Source organism: Streptomyces sp. NPDC051921 (assembly GCF_040680975.1).
Classification (GTDB): domain Bacteria; phylum Actinomycetota; class Actinomycetes; order Streptomycetales; family Streptomycetaceae; genus Streptomyces.
The window spans coordinates 151,710-173,765 of the sequence record NZ_JBFAXU010000010.1 but is presented as its reverse complement, the minus strand read 5'-3'; the positions used below and the strand labels follow the sequence as shown (position 1 = coordinate 173,765).

The 22,056-nt window shown below is 71.2% G+C and carries 19 protein-coding genes and 4 pseudogenes; 13 read left to right on the top strand and 10 right to left on the bottom strand.

Annotation, left to right across the window (positions count from 1 at the left end):
* Positions 1 to 247: 247 nt before the first annotated feature.
* Positions 248 to 452 (bottom strand): annotated as a pseudogene (locus AB0M16_RS16010) (hypothetical protein); the annotation flags it as partial.
* Between the two features lie 491 nt (positions 453 to 943).
* Positions 944 to 1,516 carry a fibronectin type III-like domain-contianing protein gene (locus tag AB0M16_RS16005; protein WP_365343111.1) on the bottom strand — a complete coding sequence of 191 codons (573 nt, stop codon included), beginning with the start codon at positions 1,514 to 1,516 and terminating at the stop codon, positions 944 to 946.
* A 350-nt stretch (positions 1,517 to 1,866) separates the two neighbouring features.
* On the opposite strand from AB0M16_RS16005, the gene AB0M16_RS16000 reads away from it, so the two are divergent.
* The 4 genes from AB0M16_RS16000 (at position 1,867) to AB0M16_RS15985 (ending at position 6,668) form a co-directional block, all read left to right on the top strand.
* Positions 1,867 to 3,090, top strand: coding sequence for an arginine deiminase (locus AB0M16_RS16000; RefSeq protein ID WP_365343109.1), 1,224 nt, complete (start codon positions 1,867 to 1,869; stop codon positions 3,088 to 3,090).
* Between the two features lie 61 nt (positions 3,091 to 3,151).
* The gene (argF, locus tag AB0M16_RS15995) at positions 3,152 to 4,153 is read left to right on the top strand and encodes an ornithine carbamoyltransferase (protein ID WP_365343107.1); all 1,002 of its coding nucleotides are present in this window, start codon (positions 3,152 to 3,154) and stop codon (positions 4,151 to 4,153) included.
* A 32-nt stretch (positions 4,154 to 4,185) separates the two neighbouring features.
* Entirely contained in the window at positions 4,186 to 5,139 is a 954-nt protein-coding gene (arcC, locus tag AB0M16_RS15990; protein ID WP_365343105.1) for a carbamate kinase, read from the top strand.
* The gene (locus tag AB0M16_RS15985) at positions 5,136 to 6,668 is read left to right on the top strand and encodes a TIGR00366 family protein (RefSeq protein WP_365343103.1); all 1,533 of its coding nucleotides are present in this window, start codon (positions 5,136 to 5,138) and stop codon (positions 6,666 to 6,668) included. Before arcC ends, AB0M16_RS15985 begins: the two co-directional genes overlap by 4 nt.
* A gap of 411 nt (positions 6,669 to 7,079) precedes the next feature.
* Here AB0M16_RS15985 and AB0M16_RS15980 read toward each other — a convergent pair whose 3' ends face one another.
* The 4 genes and pseudogenes from AB0M16_RS15980 to AB0M16_RS15965 all read right to left on the bottom strand — a co-directional run bounded on the left by AB0M16_RS15980 (position 7,080) and on the right by AB0M16_RS15965 (position 10,805).
* A complete protein-coding gene (locus tag AB0M16_RS15980; RefSeq protein WP_365343230.1) occupies positions 7,080 to 7,844 on the bottom strand; it encodes a universal stress protein in 765 nt (254 codons plus the stop codon).
* Positions 7,845 to 7,996: 152 nt separating this feature from the next.
* Positions 7,997 to 8,794, bottom strand: a complete 798-nt coding sequence (locus tag AB0M16_RS15975) for a sigma 54 modulation/S30EA ribosomal C-terminal domain-containing protein (RefSeq protein WP_365343101.1) — start codon at positions 8,792 to 8,794, stop codon at positions 7,997 to 7,999.
* A 167-nt stretch (positions 8,795 to 8,961) separates the two neighbouring features.
* Positions 8,962 to 9,675, bottom strand: a complete 714-nt coding sequence (locus AB0M16_RS15970) for a CBS domain-containing protein (RefSeq protein ID WP_365343098.1) — start codon at positions 9,673 to 9,675, stop codon at positions 8,962 to 8,964.
* Positions 9,676 to 9,796: 121 nt separating this feature from the next.
* Positions 9,797 to 10,805: pseudogene (locus tag AB0M16_RS15965) on the bottom strand (zinc-dependent alcohol dehydrogenase).
* A 235-nt stretch (positions 10,806 to 11,040) separates the two neighbouring features.
* On the opposite strand from AB0M16_RS15965, the gene gap reads away from it, so the two are divergent.
* The 3 genes from gap to AB0M16_RS15950 all read left to right on the top strand — a co-directional run bounded on the left by gap (position 11,041) and on the right by AB0M16_RS15950 (position 14,661).
* Positions 11,041 to 12,069 carry a type I glyceraldehyde-3-phosphate dehydrogenase gene (gap, locus tag AB0M16_RS15960; RefSeq protein ID WP_365343096.1) on the top strand — a complete coding sequence of 343 codons (1,029 nt, stop codon included), beginning with the start codon at positions 11,041 to 11,043 and terminating at the stop codon, positions 12,067 to 12,069.
* Positions 12,070 to 12,104: 35 nt separating this feature from the next.
* Complete coding sequence (locus AB0M16_RS15955; RefSeq protein ID WP_365343094.1) at positions 12,105 to 12,665, top strand: hypothetical protein; 561 nt, start codon at positions 12,105 to 12,107, stop codon at positions 12,663 to 12,665.
* A gap of 295 nt (positions 12,666 to 12,960) precedes the next feature.
* Positions 12,961 to 14,661 (top strand): GAF domain-containing sensor histidine kinase, encoded by a 1,701-nt coding sequence (locus tag AB0M16_RS15950; protein WP_365343228.1) that lies wholly within the window; start codon positions 12,961 to 12,963, stop codon positions 14,659 to 14,661.
* Between the two features lie 75 nt (positions 14,662 to 14,736).
* On the opposite strand, the gene AB0M16_RS15945 is transcribed toward AB0M16_RS15950, so the two are convergent.
* Together AB0M16_RS15945 and AB0M16_RS15940 are read right to left on the bottom strand one after the other, a co-directional pair.
* Entirely contained in the window at positions 14,737 to 15,222 is a 486-nt protein-coding gene (locus tag AB0M16_RS15945) for a pyridoxamine 5'-phosphate oxidase family protein (protein ID WP_365343092.1), read from the bottom strand.
* A 154-nt stretch (positions 15,223 to 15,376) separates the two neighbouring features.
* Entirely contained in the window at positions 15,377 to 15,718 is a 342-nt protein-coding gene (locus AB0M16_RS15940) for an STAS domain-containing protein (RefSeq protein ID WP_365343090.1), read from the bottom strand.
* A gap of 276 nt (positions 15,719 to 15,994) precedes the next feature.
* On the opposite strand from AB0M16_RS15940, the gene AB0M16_RS15935 reads away from it, so the two are divergent.
* The 6 genes and pseudogenes from AB0M16_RS15935 to AB0M16_RS15910 all read left to right on the top strand — a co-directional run.
* Positions 15,995 to 16,708: a response regulator transcription factor gene (locus AB0M16_RS15935; protein ID WP_365343088.1), complete on the top strand. Its 714-nt coding sequence runs from the start codon at positions 15,995 to 15,997 to the stop codon at positions 16,706 to 16,708.
* Between the two features lie 305 nt (positions 16,709 to 17,013).
* Positions 17,014 to 17,679: a universal stress protein gene (locus AB0M16_RS15930; protein WP_365343086.1), complete on the top strand. Its 666-nt coding sequence runs from the start codon at positions 17,014 to 17,016 to the stop codon at positions 17,677 to 17,679.
* On the top strand, positions 17,676 to 17,879 hold the full coding sequence (locus AB0M16_RS15925; protein ID WP_365343226.1) for a universal stress protein: 204 nt from the start codon (positions 17,676 to 17,678) through the stop codon (positions 17,877 to 17,879). Before AB0M16_RS15930 ends, AB0M16_RS15925 begins: the two co-directional genes overlap by 4 nt.
* An 85-nt stretch (positions 17,880 to 17,964) precedes the next feature.
* A pseudogene (locus AB0M16_RS15920) lies at positions 17,965 to 19,017 on the top strand (PEP/pyruvate-binding domain-containing protein); the annotation flags it as partial.
* A gap of 123 nt (positions 19,018 to 19,140) precedes the next feature.
* Positions 19,141 to 19,644, top strand: a complete 504-nt coding sequence (locus AB0M16_RS15915; protein ID WP_365343084.1) for a hypothetical protein — start codon at positions 19,141 to 19,143, stop codon at positions 19,642 to 19,644.
* Between the two features lie 189 nt (positions 19,645 to 19,833).
* Positions 19,834 to 19,940 (top strand): annotated as a pseudogene (locus AB0M16_RS15910) (XRE family transcriptional regulator); the annotation flags it as partial.
* A 144-nt stretch (positions 19,941 to 20,084) separates the two neighbouring features.
* On the opposite strand, the gene AB0M16_RS15905 reads toward AB0M16_RS15910, so the two are convergent.
* Both AB0M16_RS15905 and AB0M16_RS15900 read right to left on the bottom strand, forming a co-directional pair.
* Positions 20,085 to 20,552: a pyridoxamine 5'-phosphate oxidase family protein gene (locus AB0M16_RS15905; RefSeq protein WP_365343082.1), complete on the bottom strand. Its 468-nt coding sequence runs from the start codon at positions 20,550 to 20,552 to the stop codon at positions 20,085 to 20,087.
* Between the two features lie 338 nt (positions 20,553 to 20,890).
* On the bottom strand, positions 20,891 to 21,973 hold the full coding sequence (locus tag AB0M16_RS15900) for a carbonic anhydrase (RefSeq protein ID WP_365343080.1): 1,083 nt from the start codon (positions 21,971 to 21,973) through the stop codon (positions 20,891 to 20,893).
* Positions 21,974 to 22,056: the final 83 nt, after the last annotated feature.

Here is a 22,056-nt window from a genome sequence, read left to right as displayed (position 1 = left end):
CCATGTTGACCTGGGGAAATGGCGGCAGGCGTGGCTCTGTGGCGAGGGCTGGTCCGGGAATGGTCCGGATCTTGGTCCGGCGGTCGCTCGCCCGGGCCGCGTCTCAGCTGCAGTGGCCGCGACTGGGAGGGATCGAGACCGGCCGGGTCAGGTGGGTGGCTGCCCGGACGCCCACGCAGGGTCGAGGTGGGGTCGCGGCCCTGTGGGCCGTTCCAAGGCCAGGGAGTGGGAAGTGCCGTGGGCCGGCGTCGGACGAGGCACCGGGGAAACGCGTCGATGAGATCGAAGGCGCTCTGCGCCTCGGTCCCCGGCAGTGCGAAACCGTCTTCGGGCGCGGCCGGTGCCTTGGCCGCGAGCAGCCCGACGACGGCCGGCACCGCGACCCACAGCAAGGTCACCAGCCGACGGCGAACGAAGGACCATCGGCCCAGGCGATAGAGGAACGTGGCCAGGGGAGAGCGGACTTCTTCAAGGTGGGGATCGGTCGTACGAGGTCTGCGTGCGGGGCAGCGGACGGAACACGGTCCTGCCCCTGCGCGGCGCGCTCCCTCACGGCCCGTTCCGATGCGGGACGAACCGTGCCGTGACCCGCGAGGAGGGCACGGCATCGGGAGCATCACCATCCTCCGGCGGCGGGCTGCCCGCTGTCGTCGGCTCTGTGCAGGCAGTCCCGGCTACTGCAGATGCAGTAGCGCCCCCGTTCGGGCTCGTCTTCGCCCGTACGAGCGCCTCACGCCGGTACGTACCTGCCGATGCCACCGTGGAGAGAGCGGCGAGGGGTGCTGCGGGACCGGGTGTCAGGTTCCGGTCCCGCAGCGGGGGCCTTGTCCGCCCACAGGCACGTGGGTGGACAGGGAGTTGGTTGTGCGGGCGTCGCCGAGCCGGATGACTTCAGCCGACGCTGCGGGCGGGTGCTTGGACGGATTGCGGGTGAACGGTGTGGTTACGCCCGGTCGTCCGTCGGGGGGACCGTGTGGCCGGGTTCGGCGGAGGAGGTTGCGAGCCGCAGGGTGAAGGTGCCGGGCTCGGTCGCCCAGCCGTGCGCGTCGGTGTCCCAGTGCTGGAACGCCCGCGGGGCGATCTCGATGCGGGCGAGCACGCGCTCGCCCGCGTCGGCACGCACCGCGGTGAAGCCGCAGAGCCAGGCGACCGGCCGTTCGACGGTCGATTCCGGGCGGGACAGGTAGGCCTGCAGGACCTGCTTGCCCGGTCGGGCGCCGGTGTTGGTGACGTCCGCGAGCGCGACGACGCGGTCCCCGGCGGTGGTGATCGTCGGTTCGCCGATCTGCCAGGTCGTGTAGCCGAGGCCGGACCCGAACGGCAGCGCCGGTCCGCGGCCGCCGCTCCGCTCCTGCTTGAGCCAGGCGCGGTAACCGAGGTGGATGCCCTCGGTGTAGGGGAGTCGGCCCCCGTCCGGCTCGACCTTCCACACCGGCACGTCCTCCTCGCGGGCGGGCCAGGTGGTCGGCAGCGGGCCGCCGGGTTCGCGGGCGCAGCCGTACGGCCGCCGCGGCACACCGTAGGTGCCGTCGCCCCTGCCCTCGGCGTCGGTCGAAGGCCCGACCGCCGGTCTGCCCGTGTCCCGTGCGCCGCACGAGGGCGGCTGACTGCCGAGTACGCGCCGCCGCCGCACATGCCACCCGGCCGTCGGCCGGCAGGGCCGAAGGGCCCTTCGAACCGACCGAACGGGTCCGCCGAGAGGGGCTCCGACCGGCCCGCCGCCAGGGACTGTCGCGACGGGGACCCAAGGGGACGTCGGTGACAGGGTTCAAGTGCACCCCGGGGCGCCCCAGCGGACACCCGGCCGACCGCACATCCGCGTGCGGCGGCGCCCGTTGGGCGCACCTTCGTCTCTTGGGAGATCTCATGGCCTTTCACGTCGACTCCGAGACCGGCCGCCTGAAGCAGGTCATCCTGCACCGGCCGGACCTGGAACTGCAACGCCTCACACCCACCAACAAGGACGCGCTCCTCTTCGACGACGTGCTGTGGGTCAAGCGTGCCCGTGAGGAGCACGACGCCTTCGCCGATGTCCTGCGGGACCGGGGAGTTCGCGTGCATCTCCTGGCGGACCTGCTCACCGACACGCTCTCCGTGATCGACGCGCGGCAACTCGTCCTGGAACGGGTCTTCGACGAGCGGGAGTTCGGCGTCCTCGGAACGGACCGGCTCCGCGCGTACTTCGACTCCCTGGAGCCGGCGGCACTGACCGCCTGCCTCATCGGTGGCGTCACCAAGGGTGAGCTGCTCGACCGCATGGGCCCGGTTCCGAGCGTCCGACTGCATGCCATGGCGCCCGACGACTTCCTCCTCGCACCCCTGCCCAACCATCTCTTCACCCGGGACACATCGTGCTGGGTGTACGACGGTGTCAGCGTCAACCCGATGAACAAGCGGGCACGGCGCCGTGAAACGGTTCACTTCGAAGCCATCTACCGGTACCACCCCCTGTTCGAGAAGGGGGAGTTCCATCAGTGGACCGATGGGCAGGAGGCATACCCCGCCACCATCGAAGGCGGCGACGTCCTGGTCATCGGTAACGGGGCGGTGCTCGTCGGCATGAGCGAGCGCACCACGCCACAGGCCGTGGAGAATCTCGCCCTGCGCATGTTCGCATCGGGTTCCGCCCGGCGGGTGGTGGCCGTCAGTCTGCCGAAGAGCCGCAGCTTCATGCACCTCGACACGGTCATGACCATGGTCAGCGGTGACACCTTCACCCGCTACGCGGGTCTCGGCCTGCTGCCCACCTCCACGATCGAACCCGGCGCCGGCGGGCAGGGGCTGAAGGTCACCGACCACGCCCCCGGTTCCATGGACCAGGCGATCGCCGATGCCCTGGATCTGCCCTCCATCAACGTCCTCACGCCCAGCCAGGACATCCGGTCCGCAGAGCGGGAGCAGTGGGACGACGGCTGCAACGTGCTTGCCGTGGAACCCGGTGTGGTCGTCGCCTACGAGCGCAACGTGACCACCAACACCCACTTGCGCAAGAGCGGCATCGAGGTCATCACCGTACGGGGCAGCGAACTCGGCCGCGGTCGTGGCGGCCCGCGGTGCATGACCTGCCCCATCGAGCGCGAGGCCGCCTGACCGCACACCGAGCCCGTCACCCGTCCGCCCCGCACCCCTGTACGTGTCAAGGAGCCCGACCATGCCTGTCGACCTGCACCACCGTCCGTTCCTGAAGGAACTCGACTTCACTCCTCAGGAGTTCCGCCACCTGCTGGACCTCTCCGCCTCCGTGAAAGCCGCCCACCGAGAGGGGTGCGAGAAGCAGCGGCTTCTCGGCAAGAACATCGCCGTCATCTTCGAGAAGACCTCGACGAGGACCCGGTGTGCCTTCGAAGTGGCCGCTCACCAGCAAGGCGCGCACGTGACCTACCTCGACCCGGCCGGCTCGCAACTCGGGCACAAGGAGTCCATCAAGGACACCGCCCGCGTCCTCGGCCGCTACTACGACGGGATCGAATTCCGGGGCAGCGACCAGAGCCTGGTGGAGGAGCTGGCCCAGTACGCCGGCGTTCCGGTCTGGAACGGCCTGACGGACCAGTGGCACCCCACCCAGTCCCTCGCCGACGTGCTCACCATGGAAGAGCACAGCGACAAGCCCCTGAACCAGGTGTCCTTCGCCTACCTGGGGGATGCCAGGAACAACGTCGGCAACTCACTGCTGATCACCGCGGCGATGCTCGGCATGGACATACGCATGGTCGGCCCGCGTTCCCTGCGCCCCGCCCCCGGCATCGTCGAGGAGGCGCGGCGGTTGGCGGCCCTCAGCGGCGCGCGGATCACCCTGACCGAGGACGTCAAGGAAGGCGTCGCGGGAGTCGACTTCGTCTACACCGACGTATGGCTCTCCATGGGAGAACCGCCGGAGATGTGGGACGCGCGCATCGCCCTGCTCAAGCCGTACCAGGTGACCACGGAGATCCTGAACGCCACGGGCAACCCGAAGGCCAAGTTCATGCACTGCCTTCCGGCGTTCCACAACAGCGACACCGCCGTCGGCGCCGGCATCGCCGCGCGGACCGGCATGACCGCGCTGGAGGTCACCGACGAGGTCTTCGAGTCCGCGCACTCCATCGTGTTCGACCAGGCCGAGAACCGGCTCCACACCATCAAGGCGGTTCTCGTCGCCACCCTCGGCGACTGAGCCGCCAGCCCGTCGAACCCGGAGATCCCACCATGCGTGTAGTCGTCGCCCTGGGCGGCAACGCCCTGCTGCGCCGCGAGGAGCGGCCGGACGCCGCCGTACAGCTCACCAACATCCGCGCCGCCGTGTCCGCCCTCGCGCCCCTCGCGCACGAGCACGAACTCGTCATCACCCACGGGAACGGCCCGCAGGTCGGCGTGCTCGCCCTGCAGAGCGCCGCCGACCACTCCCTCAGCAGTCCCTACCCCTTCGACGTCCTCGGGGCGGAGACCCAGGGCATGATCGGCTACTGGCTGCTCCAGTCGCTGCAGAACGCCCTGCCCGGGCGCCAGGTCTGCGCCCTGCTGAACCAGACCCTCGTCTCCGCGGCCGACCCCGCCTTCGCCGACCCGGCCAAGTTCGTGGGCCCCGTCTACGGCCGGGCCGAAGCCGAGCGACTGGCCGCCGAACGAGGCTGGACCGTCAAGCAGGACGGCACCCACTGGCGGCGCGTCGTGCCTTCCCCCCGCCCGCAACGCGTCGTGGAGACCCGGCTGATCCGGCTGCTGCTGACCTCGGGAGCGGTGGCCGTGTGCGCCGGAGGCGGCGGCGTGCCGGTGATCCGCGACGAACAAGGGCAGCTGACCGGTGTCGAAGCCGTGGTGGACAAGGACCTCACCGCCGCCCTCCTGGCCGAGGCGCTGGACGCGGACGCGCTCCTGCTGCTCACCGACGTTCCCCATGTCTCGGTCGGCTACGGCACCCCCGACGCCGAGCCCATCGGACGGACCACGCCCGCGGCCCTGCGAGCCCTCCGGTTCCCGGCCGGATCCATGGGGCCGAAGGTCGACGCCGCGTGCCGGTTCGTCGAACTCACGGGCGGCATGGCCGCCATCGGCGCCCTGGAGGACGCCCGCGCCATCCTCGACGGTGCCACCGGGACCGTCGTCACACCCGACGGCCGTCACCGCGAGGCCGACCACGACGGACCCCAGGACCTGACATGACCCTCGCCAGTGCACCCACACCCCCGAAGTCGACCGGGGAGAGAACCGACTCCGACGTACCCCACGGCCCCCGACGGCGGTTCCGGTTCCCGTCCGCCTTCACCGTTCTCATCGCCGTCACCGTGGTGGTCTGGGCCCTCACGTTCGTGATTCCCGCGGGCCGCTACGACATGAAGGACGGCAGCCCCGTCCCGGGCACCTACCACCCCGTGGAGCTCGCCACAGGCTTCTGGGACCGGCTCAAGGACCTGTTCCTCTCACCGGTCAACGGTCTGTACGGTGTCACCGACGCCGGGACCGGCCTCACCGCGCCCGGGGGCACCGGTTCCTTCGCGGGTGCCGCCGGAGTGTTCCTCTTCATCCTGGCCGTGGGCTCCTTCATCACCGTGACGATGCGCACCGGCGCCCTCACCGCCGGAGTCGCACGGCTCACGCGACGCCTCCATGACCACAGAACCCTGCTCCTCGTCGTCCTTCTGACGGTGTTCTCCCTCGGAGGGACCACCTACGGCATGGCCGAGGAGACCCTCGGCTTCTACGGGCTCATGATCCCCCTGATGCTGGGCCTGGGATACGACCGGATGGTCGCCGCGACGGTCATCATGGTCGGCGCCGGGGTCGGAACCCTCGCCTCGACCATCAACCCCTTCGCCACCGGAGTGGCGTCCGACAGCGCCGGCATCGGCACGGGAGAGGGCATCGTCCTGCGCCTGCTGATGTGGGTCTGCCTGACCGCGCTGGCCGCCGTGTACGTCGTGCGCTACGCCCGGCGGATCACCGAAGACCCCTCGCGGTCGCTGACGCCACTCACCGAGGACGACCGCCTCGTCAAGAACGAGGGCGACGAGACCGCTGAGCTCACGGGCCGTCAGCGCACCGTCCTGTGCCTTTTCGCGGCCACGTTTCTCTTCATGATCTTCGCGGTGGTCCCCTGGTCCGATCTGCACGTCACCTTCGTGCCCACGCTCGGGTGGTACTTCCCCGAACTCGCCGCCCTGTTCATCGTCGCGGCGATCCTCGTCGGGCTGGTCGGCGGCTTGGGGGAGACGGGGACGATGCAGGCGGTCACCGCCGGCGCGGGCGACTTCGCCGGAGCGGCGATGATCGTCATGCTGGCGCGAGGTGTCACGGTGATCATGAACAACGCCAGTGTCACCGACACCATTCTCGACGCGCTGCAGAGCGCGCTGTCCGGTACGTCCTCCGGCGCCTTCGCCGTTCTGATGTTCGTGGTGAACCTGCCGCTGGCCTTCTTCGTCCCTTCGTCCAGCGGCCACGCGGCCCTCGCCATGCCCATCCTCGCCCCCCTGGCGGATTTCGCCGGGGTGAGCCGGGCCCTGGTGGTGACCGCGTACCAGTCGGCTTCCGGATGGGTGAATCTCATCACGCCCACGTCGGCGGTCATCATGGGCGGCCTGGCCCTCGCCAAGGTCCGTTACGACCAGTACCTCCGCTTCATGGCGCCGCTCATGGGCGCCCTGTTCGTGGCGATCGCCGGGTTCCTGGCCATCGGCGCGGCTGTGCACTGAGTCAGGTCGCGCCTTCCACGGCGGGCGGAGCCGAACCACTCGGCTCCGCCCGCCCACTGCTGTGCCCGGAGCGACGCGGGTCTCATGGCTGTGCCTGCCGGGACCGACAGGCCCCGAGCGGCGCCTTGTCGCTCCGCGACAGTGAGACCCGGCGGAGGCAGGACGCCCATCAACCGCATCGACGCGGTCACAGGCTCCGGAGAACCCACGTGGCCGGTCGCCGGCCGGATCACCGCGAGCCGTCGGGCGGTCGGCCCGACGCATCGACACCGGGTGCCGGGCGGGTTCGCCGCAGAAACCCCGGGAGCCGTGGCACACGGAAGCCGGGGCCGGGTGCGACCCCTTCCTTGGGAAGCGGTCGTACCCGGCCCCGGCCATCACCGGTTCACACCGGCGGCGCCGACCGGACGGTCAGAGGTGGGGGACCACCGCCACGGGGGCGGTGGCGTGGTGCAGCACCGCGTGCGTGACCGGGCCGATGTGCGTGCCGGTCGCCGCGCGGCGTATACGTCGTCCCACGACGAGCAGTGAGGCGTCCTTCGAGGCATCGACGAGGTGGTCCGAGGCTTGGCCGATCACGCACTGCTCCGTGACCTCGACCGCCGGGAACGTGCCACGCCACGGCCGCAGCACGTCCGTGAGCGTGCTCGCCTCGCGGTGTCCCCATGCGACTCTGTGTCCGGGATCGACGGCTGCGGGGTCGTATCCGAAGGCGGCCGGATCCGCCCATCCATGGACGACGCGCAGCCTGGCCGAACGCGCGGCGGCGGCTTGGAAGGCGAACGCGATCAACTCGTCGCACGGCCGGGAGAGATCGAGACCGAGCACCACATCGCCGTCCCGCCCCCTGTCGACCACACGGTCGCCGGTCCCGGACAGGCGTGCGTCCGCGGTCTGCTCGCCGCCCCGTACGACGACGACCGGGCGCTCGGCACGCGCGATGACCGGCAGGGACACCGATCCCGCCAGGAAGCCGCCGAGGGCACCGAGCCCTCGCGATCCCATGACCAGGACCTCTGCCGTGTCCGCCGCGGAGAGCAACACCTCGGCGGGACGGCCGAGTACCTGCTCGATGCCGATCTCCAGGCCGGGATGGCCCTCCCGTAGCCGATCGGCCGCTTCACGAGGGACGCGCTCGGCCCAGTGCCGGGTGACGGTCGTTCCGTCGGGTGTGATGTCCCTCCCCGCGTACGGCGGGGCCGAGGTTCGGGCCGGCCGCCCGCAGGCGGTAGGACCGCGGTGAGTGGCCGGTCCCGGCCGGCCCGACCGGCCGGACTCGGGTGAGGCGGCAGCTGCCGGTACGGCCCCTCGGCGTGGTGAGGCGAGTGCTACCGGGCCGGAGTGATCAGTCCGTAGTGGCCGTCGAAGCGGTGGTAGAGCACGCTGCCCCGGCCCGTGCCGCTGTCCTTGAAGAAGACGAAGGGCAGGCCGGTGAGCTGCAGCCGCTGAACGGCCTCGCCCACATCGCTCGTGGTGACGGGAACCGTGCTGACGCTCAGCAGGCCCTCGATCTCGCGGTCCTGGCCCACGGGCCCGAGCGACGCCATGCGATGCCCACCGGTATGGGAGTCCCGGTAGACCACGCTGTCGGATCCGGAGGTCAGGTCCGTGAAGACCCAGAAGTCGTAGTCCATGGCTTCCAGGTCGATCAGGGCGTCCTCGGGCGTCTGCCGGGCCAGGCTGAACGCCTTGTGCCGTACCATGCGGCGCTCATCGGCCGGAAGGTGATGGCGGTGCGGGCGGTGCTCGTGGTCCTCGCCGTCCCACCTCATGTGGCCGTCCGGATCGCTGCCGCGCAACCGGCGCACGCCGTACCGGTGCACCCGGGCGAGCCGCGCCGTCAGGCGCTCCTGCAGGAGGTCGACGGCCTCGAACATGGTGCCGGCGGCCACATGGGCCCGAACCGGCCGGCCGTTGACGTCCACCATGGCTTGAGCCGTGGCCGGGCGGCCCGCCGGAGCGTGGGCGGCCTGAGCGAGCTTCACCCGGGTGGCCAGCACCGGTTCGCTCACGTGGCTGATCGCCGCGAGCACCTTCTCCCGCGCGTAGGTTTCCGCACCGTACGGAACCTGTCCTCGGATCCGTACCTGGATGCCGACCGATTGACTGGGCTTGAGACCGCTCATGGGTTCTCCTCCTTGATCGCTCTCAGCCTGTCGTCGTCGGCCCTGCCGGGGCAGAGTCATCAGGGCACGCGACGGAGGGCCACCCGTACCCACGACACCGCCGGGGACAGGGACTCCCGGACGCTGGTGAAGGCCGTTCGGTCCACCGCCGCGGCCGGGCTCCGGTGTCACGGTGTCCTGTGGTCCCGCGTTCGTTCCGAGCCGGCGGAGGGCGGCAGCGCTACCCCGCCCGGTCGAGCGTGGTCGATTCCGCGTTTGTCCGCCGGCCGGCTCACCACACCGACCACCCCGTCCACCCGCCACGCTGCTCGGATCAGCGCCGACGTGTCCGCGTCGGGCCGCGGCCGGCCCGCCAGGGTGACCACACCGTCCCGGACATGGATACGCAACTGGTCGGCGCCGTGCGCCGGGACACGGACCGAGACGGCTTCGGCGACTTCGGCGCGGATCTCCTCGTCGGTGCGCAGGAAGACGCGCAGGAGGTCGCGGCGCGTGGCGATGCCGACGAGGCGGTCCTCCTCGTCCACCACGGGCAACCGGTCGATGTGACGGCGTTCCATGATGCGTGCCGCCTCGACGACGCGCTGTTCGGGATGCACGGTGACCGCTGGACTGGTCATCAGCTCGCCGGCGGTCGGGGCGCGGCTTGAGGCAGGCCGGTCCTGGGCCGTCCGCTTCACCCTCCGCGAGATCGGGTGCGGGGCGCCCCCGGGCCGGCCGCGAGCTGTCCGGTGCCCGGCGAGGTCGGTCCGGGACACCACACCGATGACCTTGTCATCGTGGTCCACCACCGGCAGGCCACTGATTCCGTGGGAGGTGAGCAGCCGTGTCAACTCCCCGAAGGAGGTGTCCGGGTGCGCCTGCACCACCTCGCTGGTCATCACCTCTCCCACCATCCGGGTAGTGACCACGGTTCTCCTCTCCAGTCGTTCGCGCGGTCGCCCCGGCAGCCGCCGGAGCGATCCCTCGGACCCCTCCCCGGGGCGATGGCCCCGCAGGGCCTCACATCTCGAAGACGATGCGTGCCTCGACCCGGCCCTCCAGCACCTCGTCGATGCACTCGTTGACGGACGACAGCGGCCGTCTCATGGACCACGCGGGTACGTCCGGCGGCATGCAACTGGAACACCTCGGCCAGGTCCTGCCGCGTACCGACGATCGAGCCGATGACGGACCTCCCGCCGAGCACGGTCGAGAAGACCGGCACCTCGACGGTGCCTTCCGCGGGAAGGGCCACCATCACCAGCTTGCCGCCACGCCGCAGACCGGCCAGCGCCGTCGCGAAGGACTCCTCGTTCACCGCCAGTGCCAGGGCCGCATGGGCTCCGCCGTGGCGCTGGAGCACCTCGGCCGGGTCCTCCTTGCGGGCGTCGATGAGGATGTCCGCGCCCAGGTCGGCCGCCAGCCGGAGCTTCTCGTCGGAAACGTCGATCGCGGCCACCGTCGCACCGGCGATCTTCGCGTACTGCACGGCCAGGTGTCCCAGTCCGCCGACGCCGGAGACCGCCACGAGGTCGGCCGGCCCGACCTCCGCGACCTTCAGCGCCTTGTACGTGGTCACGCCGGCACAGGTCAGCGGAGCTGCGTCGCGCGGGTCGATGCCGTCGGGGACGGGCTGCGCGAAGTCCGCATGGGCGAGCATCTTCTCGGCGTACCCGCCGTCGATGCCGTAACCGGTGTTGATCTGCTTCTCGCACAGTGTCTCCCAGCCGGAGAGGCAGTGCTCACAGCGCCCACAGGCCCAGCCCAGCCACGGCACCGCCACGCGCTGGCCGACCGACAGATGCATGACGCCGTCGCCGAGCTCCTCGATGATGCCGACCCCCTCGTGTCCGGGGACGAACGGAGGGACGGGCCTGACCGGCCAGTCACCGCGGGCCGCGTGGATGTCGGTATGACACAGCCCGCACGCCTCGACACGAATACGCACCTGCCCGCGGCCCGGCACGGGATCGGGACGCTCCTCGATCACCAACGGTTCTCCCAGCGCTTTCACCACTGCTGCCTTCATGGCCCGCTCCTCGCGTTCGTCTGTGCTGCCAGCCTGGCCCGCAGGGGAGGCCGGGGACAGAACCGGTCAGTACCCGCACCGGGGGCCGTTCGGCCCGTGCTCCGCCGGGCTGACGGTGCGGGGGAGAGGAGGGACCAACGGCCCTCGGGGCACCCCCTTGGGCCTCTGTCCCGGCGGGTGCGGGAGCCCGAGGCTGACACCACCTGCATCGGCACCCCTCGGGAGGGCGGCGGACATGACCGTACGCATCGGAATCAACGGCTTCGGGCGCATCGGGCGTGCCTACCTGCGCTGCGTCATGCAACGCGCGGAGGCCGGCTGCGGCACCCCGGTGGAAGTGGTGGCCGTCAACGATCTCGCCTCCCCGGGGACGCTGGCCCACCTGCTCGCCTACGACTCGACCCACGGCCGGCTGGGCCGCACCGTCGAGCACGACGACGACTCCATCACCGTGGACGGGCACCGCATCGTCGTCACGTCCGAGCGCGACCCTGCCGACCTGAGCTGGGGGGCCCTTGGCGTGGACGTGGTCATCGAGGCCACCGGCCGCTTCCGCACCCGGGAGGACGCCGGCCGGCACCTGACGGCGGGAGCACGCAAGGTGCTGCTCTCGGTGCCGGGCAAGGGCGTCGACGCCACCGTCGTCATGGGGGTCAACGAGTGCGCCTACGACCCGCTCCGCCATGACGTGGTCTCCAACGCGTCCTGCACCACCAACTGCGTGGCTCCGATGGTGAAGGTCCTCGACGAGCGATTCGGGATCGTCGACGGACTGATGACCACCATCCACGGCTACACCAACGACCAGGTCGTGCTCGACGGACCGCACAAGGACCCGCGCCGGGGCCGTTCGGCCGCGGTGAACATCATCCCGACCAGCACCGGCGCCGCCCGCGCCGTGGGCCTGGTGCTCCCCGGACTCGCGGGCACCCTGGACGGCATCGCCGTACGCGTGCCGGTCGACGACGGCTCGCTCACCGACCTCACCCTCGTCCTGGAGCAGTCCGTGTCGGCACAGGACGTGAACGACGCGTTCCGGGAGGCCGAGGAAGGACCGCTGAAGGGAATCCTGAGGGTGAGCCACGCCCCGATCGTCTCGCGCGACATCATCGGCGACCCGGCCTCGTGCATCGTGGACGCCCCACTGACCCAGGCGCACGGAACCCTGGTCAAGGTCTTCGGCTGGTACGACAACGAGTGGGGATACACCAGCCGTCTCGCCGACCTCACCCAGTACGTCGCCGGCCTCCTCGACAACCGATGAGCGGACAGCGGGCGACAGACACGGCGGGGGAGACGGTGCGCGTCGGGAGTGTGCGACTGTGGCGGTGGCGGCGCAATCCCCTGCGCCTGCGCGCCCACGCGGCCGAGGGCTGGATCATCCTGGCCCTCATCGCGGCCTGGCTCGTCGCCGCGGCCCTCGGCGGCGCCGTGGCATGGGACGCCGTGCTGGAGGGCAGTGCCCAGCAGCGGACCGAGCGCCACCTGACCACGGCCACGCTGGTGGAGGACGCGGTACCGATGTTCCGCGGCAGTGCACACGCGCGTGCCACGGCCCGGTGGACCGCCTCCGACGGCACCACGCGCACCGCCCGACTACAGGTGGAAAGTCACGTGGAACGCGGAGCGCGGGTCCCGGTGTGGACCGACGAGGACGGGGAGGTGACCTCCGCGCCGCTCGGCCCGGCCGCCGCACGGTTCGACGCCGTGGTCGCCGCACTCGCGGTCGCGGCAGGCCTGGGCCTCGCGGCGCTCACCGTCCATCGGCTCGTCCGGCGGACGTACGAGCGGAGCCACGGCGCGCGGTGGGCCCGGGAATGGGCCAGGGTGGCCCCGGAGTGGGACCGCAGGAGCGCGTGAGCGGACGGGCAGAGACCATCGGGCCTCGGCCCAGGGACCCTCGGCACGTCGTTGTCCGCCCGCCCGGACGCGAGGCTTCGGGTGACAGAACGGGAGGCCACCCGCATCCCGGGACGCCCTCCACGACGCGGACGACCGGCGATCAGCGCACCCCGGGGCGCCGGCCGTCCACCACGCGCCCCGGCCGCTGCCATTCGAGTGACCTCCCGACGCCCCGCACGGCCGTTAGGCTGAGCGGGTGATCGACAGAGGAGGCCCAGTGGGTGTGGAGGAGGCGCTTTCGCGGATGCCTCGGATGCGGCTCGACGAGCTGCTGGAGGAGCTCGAGGCGCGCATCAACGCGGCTCGGGGCACCCGGGACCGGGTGCACAACCTGCTGGAGGCCGTCGTCTCGGTGGGGCGCGAGCTGGACCTCTCCCAGGCGCTGCGACGCATCGTGGAAGCCGCGGCGCTCCTGGTGGACGCCCGCTACGGAGCCCTGGGAGTGATCGGCCCGGACGGCCGGACCCTGTCACAATTCCTCACCGTCGGGCTGTCGGAGGAGCAGATCGCGAAGATCGGTCCCCTGCCGGCAGGCCACGGCATCCTCGGTGAGCTCATCCGCGACCCCCGGCCGTTGCGGCTGACCGAACTCGGCGCGCACGCGGCGTCGTACGGCATTCCCGCCCACCATCCCCCCATGCGGACCTTCCTGGGCGTGCCCATCCGTGTGCGGGACGAGGTCTTCGGCAACCTCTATCTGACCGACAAGCGCGGCGGCCTGGACTTCGACGCCGACGACGAGTCGGTGATCGCCACACTCTCCGTCGCAGCCGGTGTCGCCATCGACAATGCGCGGCTGTACGAGGCGTCGCAGCGCCAGCAGCGGTGGCTGCGGGCGAACGCGGAGATCACCAACAGCCTGCTCTCCGGCAGCCCGCGACCGGCGGTCCTCGAGCTCATCGCCCGCCGCGCTCAGGAGATCACGGACGCGGCGCTCGCCGACGTCTCCGTGTCCGTCGCCGGCACGGACGACCTCGTCGTGGAACTGGCCGTCGGTGGGGACGGCGACACCCGCCGCGGCCTGGTGGTCCCGGCCGTGGGCACCCTGTCCGGCGCCGCGTACAAGGCCGGCGCACTCGTGACGACGGTCGATCTCGCGGAAGACGACCGCTACGCGGCCGGCCCCCGCCGCTTCGACGGGCTCGGTCCCGCGGTCGCCGTCCCTCTGGGCACCGTCGCCGAGGACACCCGAGGCGTCCTGTTGCTGGCCCGGCTCCACGGCGAACCCGCCTTCACCGAAGGGGAGCTGGAACCTCTCCGGGTCTTCGCCGGACAGGCCGCGCTCGCCCTGGAGCTGGCCGAACGCCGGCACGATGCCGAGCAGCTCGCGCTCCTGGAGGATCGTGACCGTATCGCCCGCGACCTGCACGACCTCGCCATTCAACGGCTGTTCGCAACCGGTATGACCCTGCAGAGCGCCGCGCGGTTCGTGCAGCACGAGGGTGCTGCCGAACGCGTCACGCGAGCCGTCGCGGACCTCGACGAAACCATCAAGATCATCCGTTCCACGATCTTCGGTCTGCGTGCCCGCGAGGCGGACATGGGACCGAGCCTGCGGGCTCGCGTGGCCCGGGCGGTGGGCGAAGCGGCCACGACGCTCGGATTCCCGCCCCGTCTGAGCATGGAAGGGCTCCTCGACACGGACGTTCCGGCGCAGATCGCCGAGCACGTCATGGCGTCCCTCACCGAGATGCTGAGCAACGCCGCCCGCCACGCCCATGCGACGCGTGTCGAGGTGTCCCTGCAAGCCACCAGCGACGAGGTCGTTCTCACGGTGACGGACAACGGCCGTGGCATCCCTGCCGACGGCAGACGGAGTGGCCTGAGCAACCTTGACGAGCGAGCCCGGAGCGTGGGCGGCACGCTGCGGATCGAGGGTACGGACGAGTCCGGCAGCAGGCTCGTGTGGCGGGCGCCACTCACCGCGGGCCTTGTCCTGACCGACGGCCCGTGACATCGCCGTCGCAGGGCGCCGGTCGTCACGGGCCGGCCTGCCGATCCCCGCGCCGGCGCCGCGCTCGGACCCGCTTCACTTTTCCAGGCCGGCGCGTCCCGCCGTGAGCTGCAGGCCCGTGACCAGGTCGGGCCGGATGCGCAACGCGGCGTTCACGTCGGGGTGGTCGATCCATGGACGCAGGCGGGTGGCGAAGTGCGCGAGCTCGCCGGGATCGGTGACCCTGCGGGCGTACCCGGTGACCACGACGCTCCAGCCGATGTGCGTTTCGGGATCGATGACGTCCGCCTCGTAGGCTACGACGACGCCTGCGGCATCAGTGGGAGCGACGATGGAAGCGAGCGTCGCGCCGTCGTGGAGCTGGACGATGACGTCGTTGCCGTCCATCAGGTGGTTGACGGGGCGGATGGCCGGCAGAGCGTGCTGGGTGAAGACGATGCGTCCCAGGGAGACGGTGCCCAGCAGGCGCAGCGCCTCGACGCGATCGAGCTGTGCCATGCGCCGTGGCGCCACCGCCTCACGGTGGTCCTCCACCGCCCGCTGCGTGGCTTCGTCCTTCATCGTGCCCACCTTCTGCTCCGGCTCGGCCCCGTGGGCCCTACGTGCCTTCAGCCAGCGTCCCTTGGCTCCGGCCACCGGCAATAGGGCCGAACGGACCTCACCTGCGGGCGCACGATTCAGGCCGTCCTGGCGCGTGGCGCGGACGGTTCGGTGGTCAGGCGAAGGAGCAGGACAGGTCGCGGTCCATGCCCAGAGCACGGATGACGCGAGCGGGGAGCCGCTGGATGCCGGACAGCCTCAAGCGCACCCCGGCCGCCTGGGAGCGCTCGTGCACGCGGAGGAGGAGCGCCGCTCCGGAGCTGTCGCAGAAGGTGATGTCCGTCAGGTCGAGTGTCAGCTCGGCCTGCGCGTTCCGGGTCAGGTCGGTCAACGTCGGCTCGATGCGTGCAACGGTGTAGACATCGAGCTCCCCGGCCAGGGCGACGGCCACCGTGCTCCGGGCCGGCGGTGCCTCCGGCGAGCCGATACTGGTCAGGCTGATCGTGGTCGTCGTCATGGCGGCAGCCTCTCTGCGTCCAGGAAAAGCCCGAGGTCCTGACGACCCCGGCTGTGCTGACGCATGGAGTCCACCAAGGGAGCGCCCTCGGGCGACAGGCCCGGCGGGCCCTTCCGCGAGGGCCGAAGGTCCCTCCCGGCGGCACGCGCCGCAGGCGAGCCGGTCCGGACGGGCTGCGCAGGAGAGCCACCCGGCCCTGTCGTCGGTTCCGCGCGCACGGCATGATGCAGGCGCATCCGCAGTTGGCGGAACAACTCGGAGAACACGGAGTGTGCGATGACGGACAGCAACGGCGGCCTTCACGAGAAGGAGCCGGTCAGGGTCTTCCTCCTCGACGACCACGAGGTGGTGCGCCGGGGCGTGCGCGATCTCCTGGAAGCCGAGCCGGATCTGACCGTGGTGGGCGAGGCGGGCACGGCGGAGCAGGCGCTCGTACGGGTCCCCGCGCTGCGCCCCCAGATCGCGGTTCTCGACGTGCGCCTGCCGGACGGGGACGGCGTGAGCGTCTGCCGGGAGCTGCGCTCCCGCATGCCCGACCTGGCGTGTCTGATGCTGACGTCGTTCGACGACGAGGAGGCGCTGCTCGACGCGATCATGGCCGGCGCGTCCGGTTACGTTCTCAAGCAGATCACCGGCACCGACCTCGTCAACGCCGTGCGCACGGTCGCCTCGGGCCAGTCCATGCTGGATCCCGGCGCCACAGCGCGAGTGATGGCGCGGCTGCGCAGCGGAGCCTCCCAGGAGGAACAGCCGCAGGGCCTGCCCGGTCTGACGGACCGCGAGCGCCAGATCCTCGCCCTGGTCGGGGAAGGGCTGACCAACCGGGAGATCGGCAAGCGGCTCTACCTGGCGGAGAAGACGGTGAAGAACAACATCTCCCGGCTGCTGGCCAAGCTGGGCGTGGAGCGCCGGGTACAGGCCGCCGTCATCGCCACCCAGGCACAGGCCGCCCAGGACGAGCGAGTCGGCTCGGCCGCTCCGAGGATCTGAACACAGGCCCTTTCCCACGCTAACGGTGCAGCCCCTGCCCAGCGCCCTTCCCGGGTGCCGGGCAGGGGCTGCTTCCGCGTGCCTGCCCCGCGTTCGGGGCGGAGCCACGTTCATGTGCGGCACGACCGCGACAGAACATGGGTGCATCGCTCGGTCACGACGTCTCCGCCCCCCGCCCGGTCATGCGCGCGGTCCTTGGGGTCTACAGGTCCCGCGGCAGGGACCTGTGGCCCCTTCCCCGGCCCGTCGCGCGGAGATCACTGTGGAGGTGCAGCCCCGCCCCCGTCCTGTCAAGGAGCCGTTTCATGTCCCGTACTGTCACCGTCGGCGTCGACGGATCCCGCGAGAGCCTCGCCGCAGCGGACTGGGCCGCCGAGGAGGCAGCGCACCGCGCGGTGCCGCTGCGACTGCTCCAGGTCTGGACCAAGGACGACGACCCGCGTACCCGCGTGGTGGACCCGGCGACGGCCCGTGGCTGGGGTGAGCGGGTGCTCGGCACGGCGGAGAGCCGACTGCGCCGGCATCACCCAAGCCTGGACGTCGGTACGGAACAGGCCGCCGGTGACCCGGTCGAGGCCCTGTGCGCCGCCGGCGACAAGGCAGAGCTCCTGGTGCTCGGCTCCCGGGGCCTGAGCGGCCTGGCCGGCTTCTTCGCCGGGTCCGTCTCGCTGGCCGTGCTCGCCCGCACCCGGGGCCCCGTCGTGCTGGTCCGCCCCCGCAACCACCCGACGCGCGACGAGGACGCACCGGCGGGAGACGTCGTGGTCGGCCTTGATGTGTCCGCACCGGGCGACGAGGTCCTCGGCTTCGGCTTCGCCGAAGCCGACCGGTACGGCTGCGATCTGCGGGTGCTGCACACCTGGGCCCTTCCGGCGCTCTACGGACCTGACCTGGGCGCCACTGTGCCGCTGCTCACGTCCGAACTCGCCCAGGACGCGCGCCGGGCGCTCGACGAGGCGCTGGCCCCCTGAAGTACCCGGGCGTCCGCGTCGTCCGCGAATGCCACCAGGGCTGGCCGGCACGGGACCTCGCGGAGGCTTCGCGAGACGCCCGGCTGGTCGTGGTGGGTCGCAGGAACCGGCGCGCGCGCATCGGCACCCACATCGGGGCCGTCACCCACGCCGTCGTCCACCACTCCCTGGCGCCCGTGGCGGTGGTGCCGCACGACTGACCGGACCGACCGCTCCTGACCACCGGGCCGCAGGCCCGCCCCGCCCCCGGGGACCCGACATCCGCCGAAGAGACAGGCGAGCAGCATGACCACCTACGTGTACGACTTCGCCGACGGCGGCCGGGACATGGCCGGTCTCCTGGGAGGCAAGGGCGCGAGCCTCGCGGAGATGGCGGACATGGGCCTGCCCGTCCCGCCCGGTTTCACCGTCACCACCGAAGCCTGCCGGGTCTTCCTCGCCACGGGCCGGCCTCCGGCCGGCCTCGACCGCGAGATCGGCGAGCATCTCGCGGCGCTGGAGCGGGTGACGGGGAAGCGGCTGGGGCAGGTGGACGACCCGCTGCTGCTCTCGGTCCGCTCGGGGGCGGAGTTCTCGATGCCGGGCGTGATGGAGACCATCCTCGACATCGGGCTGAACGACTACGCGGTCCTGGGCCTCGCCAAGACGCCTGAGCGCGAACGTTTCGCCTGGGACTCCTACCGGCGTCTTGTGCAGATGTTCGGCACTACGGTCATGGGTGTCGACAGCTCGCACTTCGAGAAGATCCTCGTCGCCGTCAAGGAGCAGCACCAACGCAGCGACGACACGCAACTGGACACCTGCGACCTCATCCGGCTCGTCGAGACTTTCAAGGACCTGATCCAGGAGCGGACCGGTGAGGAATTCCCGCAGGATCCGGCCGAACAGCTGCGGCGGGCGGTCCTCGCGGTCTTCGCCTCCTGGAACAGCGAACGCGCACGCCTCCACCGCCGCCGTGAGCACATCCCGGACGACCTGGGCGCCGCGGTCACCATCCAGACCATGGTGTTCGGCAACCTCGGCCCCGACTCCGGCAGCGGCGTCGTCTTCACCCGCGATCCGGCCACCGGCCGGCCGGGCGTCTACGGCGACTACCTGCCCAACGCCCAGGGCGAGGACGTCGTATCCGGCATCCGCGACACCGTGCCCCTCCAGGACCTGGCCGCTCTCGACCCCACCTCGTTCACGCGGCTGCTCGGCTACCTGGACCAACTGGAGGCCCACTACCGCGACCTCTGCGACATCGAGTTCACCATCGAGCACGGCACACTGTGGATGCTCCAGACCCACATCGGCAAACGCACCCACCCGGCCGCCTCCGGCATCGCCTCCCAGCTCGCCGGCGAAGACGTCTGCCGCCGGCGAGCTCAGGGACACGACACGTCGCAGGAGAACTGACCGTCATTCGGTGACGCACCCGGGGTGCGCGGCCTGGAGTCGCGCCCCGGTAGCCCTCACCCGGTGATCAAGCGTGAGAAGCCGTTCACCACCCGGGGCGGAGATCACGGTCAGAAGAATCCGAGCTTCTTCGGCGAGTACGACACCAGCAGGTTCTTCGTCTGCTGGTGGTGCGTGAAGTGCAGCCCAGATGGCCAGGGGAAATGCCCTGCGCAGGCCTTTCAGCCGCCGTTGCGGTCCGGGAATGGTCCGGATCTTGGTCACGATGAGGCCGCGGCAGGGGCTGAGACTGCTCTGGAGAACCTGCGGCTTGTCACATCGATCACCGCTGGCGAGTCATGGATCCGGAACGATGCAGGTGGGGTGTGCGGTCGTGGGCGACGTGGCTATGGATCGGATTCGGAGGTGTGGAATCCGTCGGCACGCGAGGAGCTTCGTGACGGAACCGGCCGAACCTCGGCCGGTGATCCGTCGTACTCCGGAGGCCGGGCCGACCACGAAGCTGCCCTTGCCCGCCTGCGAGAGGCGATGCGCCGCGATCTCGGCGCCGACCACGTACCCGACTGAGCGAGGTGATCCCGCCGTCGGGATCGAGTCGCGTACGGTCGCCCAGGCGAGGCGGAAGGGGTGGTGTACGCGGAGTGCCCCCGAAATTCCGACACCTGGGCACTGGATGTTTCCTCCTGGAGACCCCGCGCACATGGGTCCGCGACGACCGGACCCGTGTCGGGTGGCCGGCGGCCGGGTGACGTCGGCATGACTCCTGACGAGAAGGAGGAGCTCAAGCGCCTGCGGCGGGAGAACGCCCGGCTGAAGGAGGACAACGAGATCCTCCGGAAGGCCGCCGCCTGTTTCGCGCGGAAGACGACACGGTGATCCGCTTCCGTTTCGTCGACGAGCACCGGAGCGCCCACGGGGTGAAGCGGATGTGCGATGTCCTCGGCCGGGACCGCTCTGGCTGCTACAGATTCCTTCGGCCCCTTGGAGCAGTCTTCTTGCGGACGTGGTCAGTGGGGATCGCCCGGGTCGAGGAGGCGGATGCCCGTGACGAGGTCGGGGTGGATGCGGACGACCTGGTCCATGTGCTGATCCGACCATGGGTGGAGCAGCGCTTGGTATCGGGCGATGTCCGCCGGGTCGGTCACCAGGCGGCAGTATCCGGTGACGACGGCACTCCAGCCGAGGCGCGCGGTGGTGTCGATGGCGTCGGCCTCGTACGCGACGACGACGCCCAGGCTGTCGGCCTCGCGGGCGCTCAGTGTCAGCGCGGCGCCTTCGTGGATGCGGACGACGATCTGGCCCTCGTCGAGGATGTGGTTGACCGGGCGGATGGCCGGCAGCGCCTGCCGGGTGAAGACGATCCGGCCCATGGGGACACTGCCCAGCAGGCGCAGGGCCTCGTCGGGATGGAGTTCCACGGTGCGGCGCGGTGCGGCGGGCGCCGCGCATGCCCGGTGGGCCGGAGTGTCGTTCATCGGTAGTGTCCTGGGAGCGGGAAGCGGAGGAGTTTCAGTAGACGCCTGGGCGGGGCGTGGCGAAAGGGCCGTTCGGCCCCTGTGCCCGCCGGACCGACTTGTTTTGCTGCGAGCGCGGCCTCATCCCGGCTTGGCCGGGCATCTGGAGTCGGCGCCCATGCCCGGGGGACACGCGCACAGGAGGGCCACAAGCGGTGAGCCGCCGGTGATCGTCGCGGTGGGGCACATCGACCTGGGCCGGGACGGGATGGCCGCCGTGGAGGCGGAATTGGGCGCCCGACTGGAGGGCCTGCCCGAGGGACAGCCGGGCCTGGTGCGGGCCGTGCCGGGGATTCCGGCTATGCCCGCACGGGCAGCGAAGGCCGCCGGGCGTTGTCGGGTGGCCCCCTCTCGGTTCCCTGCTCCCGGCCCTGCTCCTGGAGATCCTTGGGGGGTGTCGGATGGACCCGACCCGGCCGACAGCGGTACGGGTACGACGCAGGCAGGGCGGACCCATTCGACGTTGGATGTGGCGGACTCTGTGAACCTGCCGGTCCCGGATGGGGCGGACGACGAGTGACCCGGTCTGCGTCGTGCCGACGGCTGCGGGCTTCTTGCCGACGCTGCGGAACACGACCGTCTCGCGGCCGCCATCGCCGCCGCTCCCGGTGGCGCCCTGACCGCCGTCGCGTCGTCGGACGTCGAACGAGACCATGCCCGTGTCGAGGCTGCAGTAGGCGCCCAGGATGCCGAGGCGGTCGGCTTCGAGCAGCGCGGCCTTGGCGTGCTCCGGCGACGCCGACGGCTTTGTTCCTCGCCCGACGGTCTTCCGGGAGGCGGGGGGCGAGCGCTTTGACGATGTCGGCGATCCCGCCGGGCACCTCCGTCACCGGGTTCTCGTGCCACTCGACCGCGGCGGTCACCGCTCCGCAGCGCTGGTGCCCCATGACGACGACGAGCGGGGTGTCGCTCTCGAGCGGACCGTACTGGAGGCTGCCCGGCACGAGCCGGTCAAGGGTGTGCGCGGCCGTGCGGATGCCGAGCAGGTAGCCGAGGCCCTCGTCGAGGACGAGGTCGGTCGGCACCCGCGAGTCGATGCAGGAGAAGACCGACGCGAAAGGGTGCTGCCCGGTGGCCTGTTCACCGCGCCGCGGCCTGCTCCGGTCGGGATGGCTCGGCCGGCTCTCCACCCATCGGGCGTTGCCGGCCCTGAGTCGCGCCAGCGCCTCGGCCGGACTGTCCGGATGCGAGTACGCGAGGACGCCGGCACGGCGGCTGGGCCGGCCGACCCCTTCGACGAGGCGCGGGACTTGCGGTCGTCGCTGATGTCCCCCGCCGCAGGCGCTGAGCAGTCCTGCCGCACCCGAGGCGGCGGCGAGGGCCAGGCCAGGGTGGCGCGACGTGGAACGGGCCCCCGAATGGGTGGGAATGGGGCAAGGCATGGCTTGGGACTCCCGTCTGCGCCGGACGGCGCTGCCTCATGGTGCGGCGAAGTCGCCTGCCCACCGTGGGACTGCGGGGAGGC

Excerpts from the sequence above, each read along its gene's own strand:
- AB0M16_RS16000 (WP_365343109.1), top strand. The coding sequence starts at position 1,867 with ATGGCCTTTCACGTCGACTCCGAGACCGGCCGCCTGAAGCAGGTCATC.
- argF (WP_365343107.1), top strand. The coding sequence starts at position 3,152 with ATGCCTGTCGACCTGCACCACCGTCCGTTCCTGAAGGAACTCGACTTC.
- arcC (WP_365343105.1), top strand. The coding sequence starts at position 4,186 with ATGCGTGTAGTCGTCGCCCTGGGCGGCAACGCCCTGCTGCGCCGCGAG.
- AB0M16_RS15985 (WP_365343103.1), top strand. The coding sequence starts at position 5,136 with ATGACCCTCGCCAGTGCACCCACACCCCCGAAGTCGACCGGGGAGAGA.
- AB0M16_RS15975 (WP_365343101.1), bottom strand. The coding sequence starts at position 8,794 with ATGAGCGGTCTCAAGCCCAGTCAATCGGTCGGCATCCAGGTACGGATC.
- AB0M16_RS15970 (WP_365343098.1), bottom strand. The coding sequence starts at position 9,675 with ATGACCAGCGAGGTGGTGCAGGCGCACCCGGACACCTCCTTCGGGGAG.
- gap (WP_365343096.1), top strand. The coding sequence starts at position 11,041 with ATGACCGTACGCATCGGAATCAACGGCTTCGGGCGCATCGGGCGTGCC.
- AB0M16_RS15950 (WP_365343228.1), top strand. The coding sequence starts at position 12,961 with ATGCGGCTCGACGAGCTGCTGGAGGAGCTCGAGGCGCGCATCAACGCG.
- AB0M16_RS15945 (WP_365343092.1), bottom strand. The coding sequence starts at position 15,222 with ATGAAGGACGAAGCCACGCAGCGGGCGGTGGAGGACCACCGTGAGGCG.
- AB0M16_RS15940 (WP_365343090.1), bottom strand. The coding sequence starts at position 15,718 with ATGACGACGACCACGATCAGCCTGACCAGTATCGGCTCGCCGGAGGCA.
- AB0M16_RS15935 (WP_365343088.1), top strand. The coding sequence starts at position 15,995 with ATGACGGACAGCAACGGCGGCCTTCACGAGAAGGAGCCGGTCAGGGTC.
- AB0M16_RS15930 (WP_365343086.1), top strand. The coding sequence starts at position 17,014 with ATGTCCCGTACTGTCACCGTCGGCGTCGACGGATCCCGCGAGAGCCTC.
- AB0M16_RS15905 (WP_365343082.1), bottom strand. The coding sequence starts at position 20,552 with ATGAACGACACTCCGGCCCACCGGGCATGCGCGGCGCCCGCCGCACCG.
- AB0M16_RS15900 (WP_365343080.1), bottom strand. The coding sequence starts at position 21,973 with ATGCCTTGCCCCATTCCCACCCATTCGGGGGCCCGTTCCACGTCGCGC.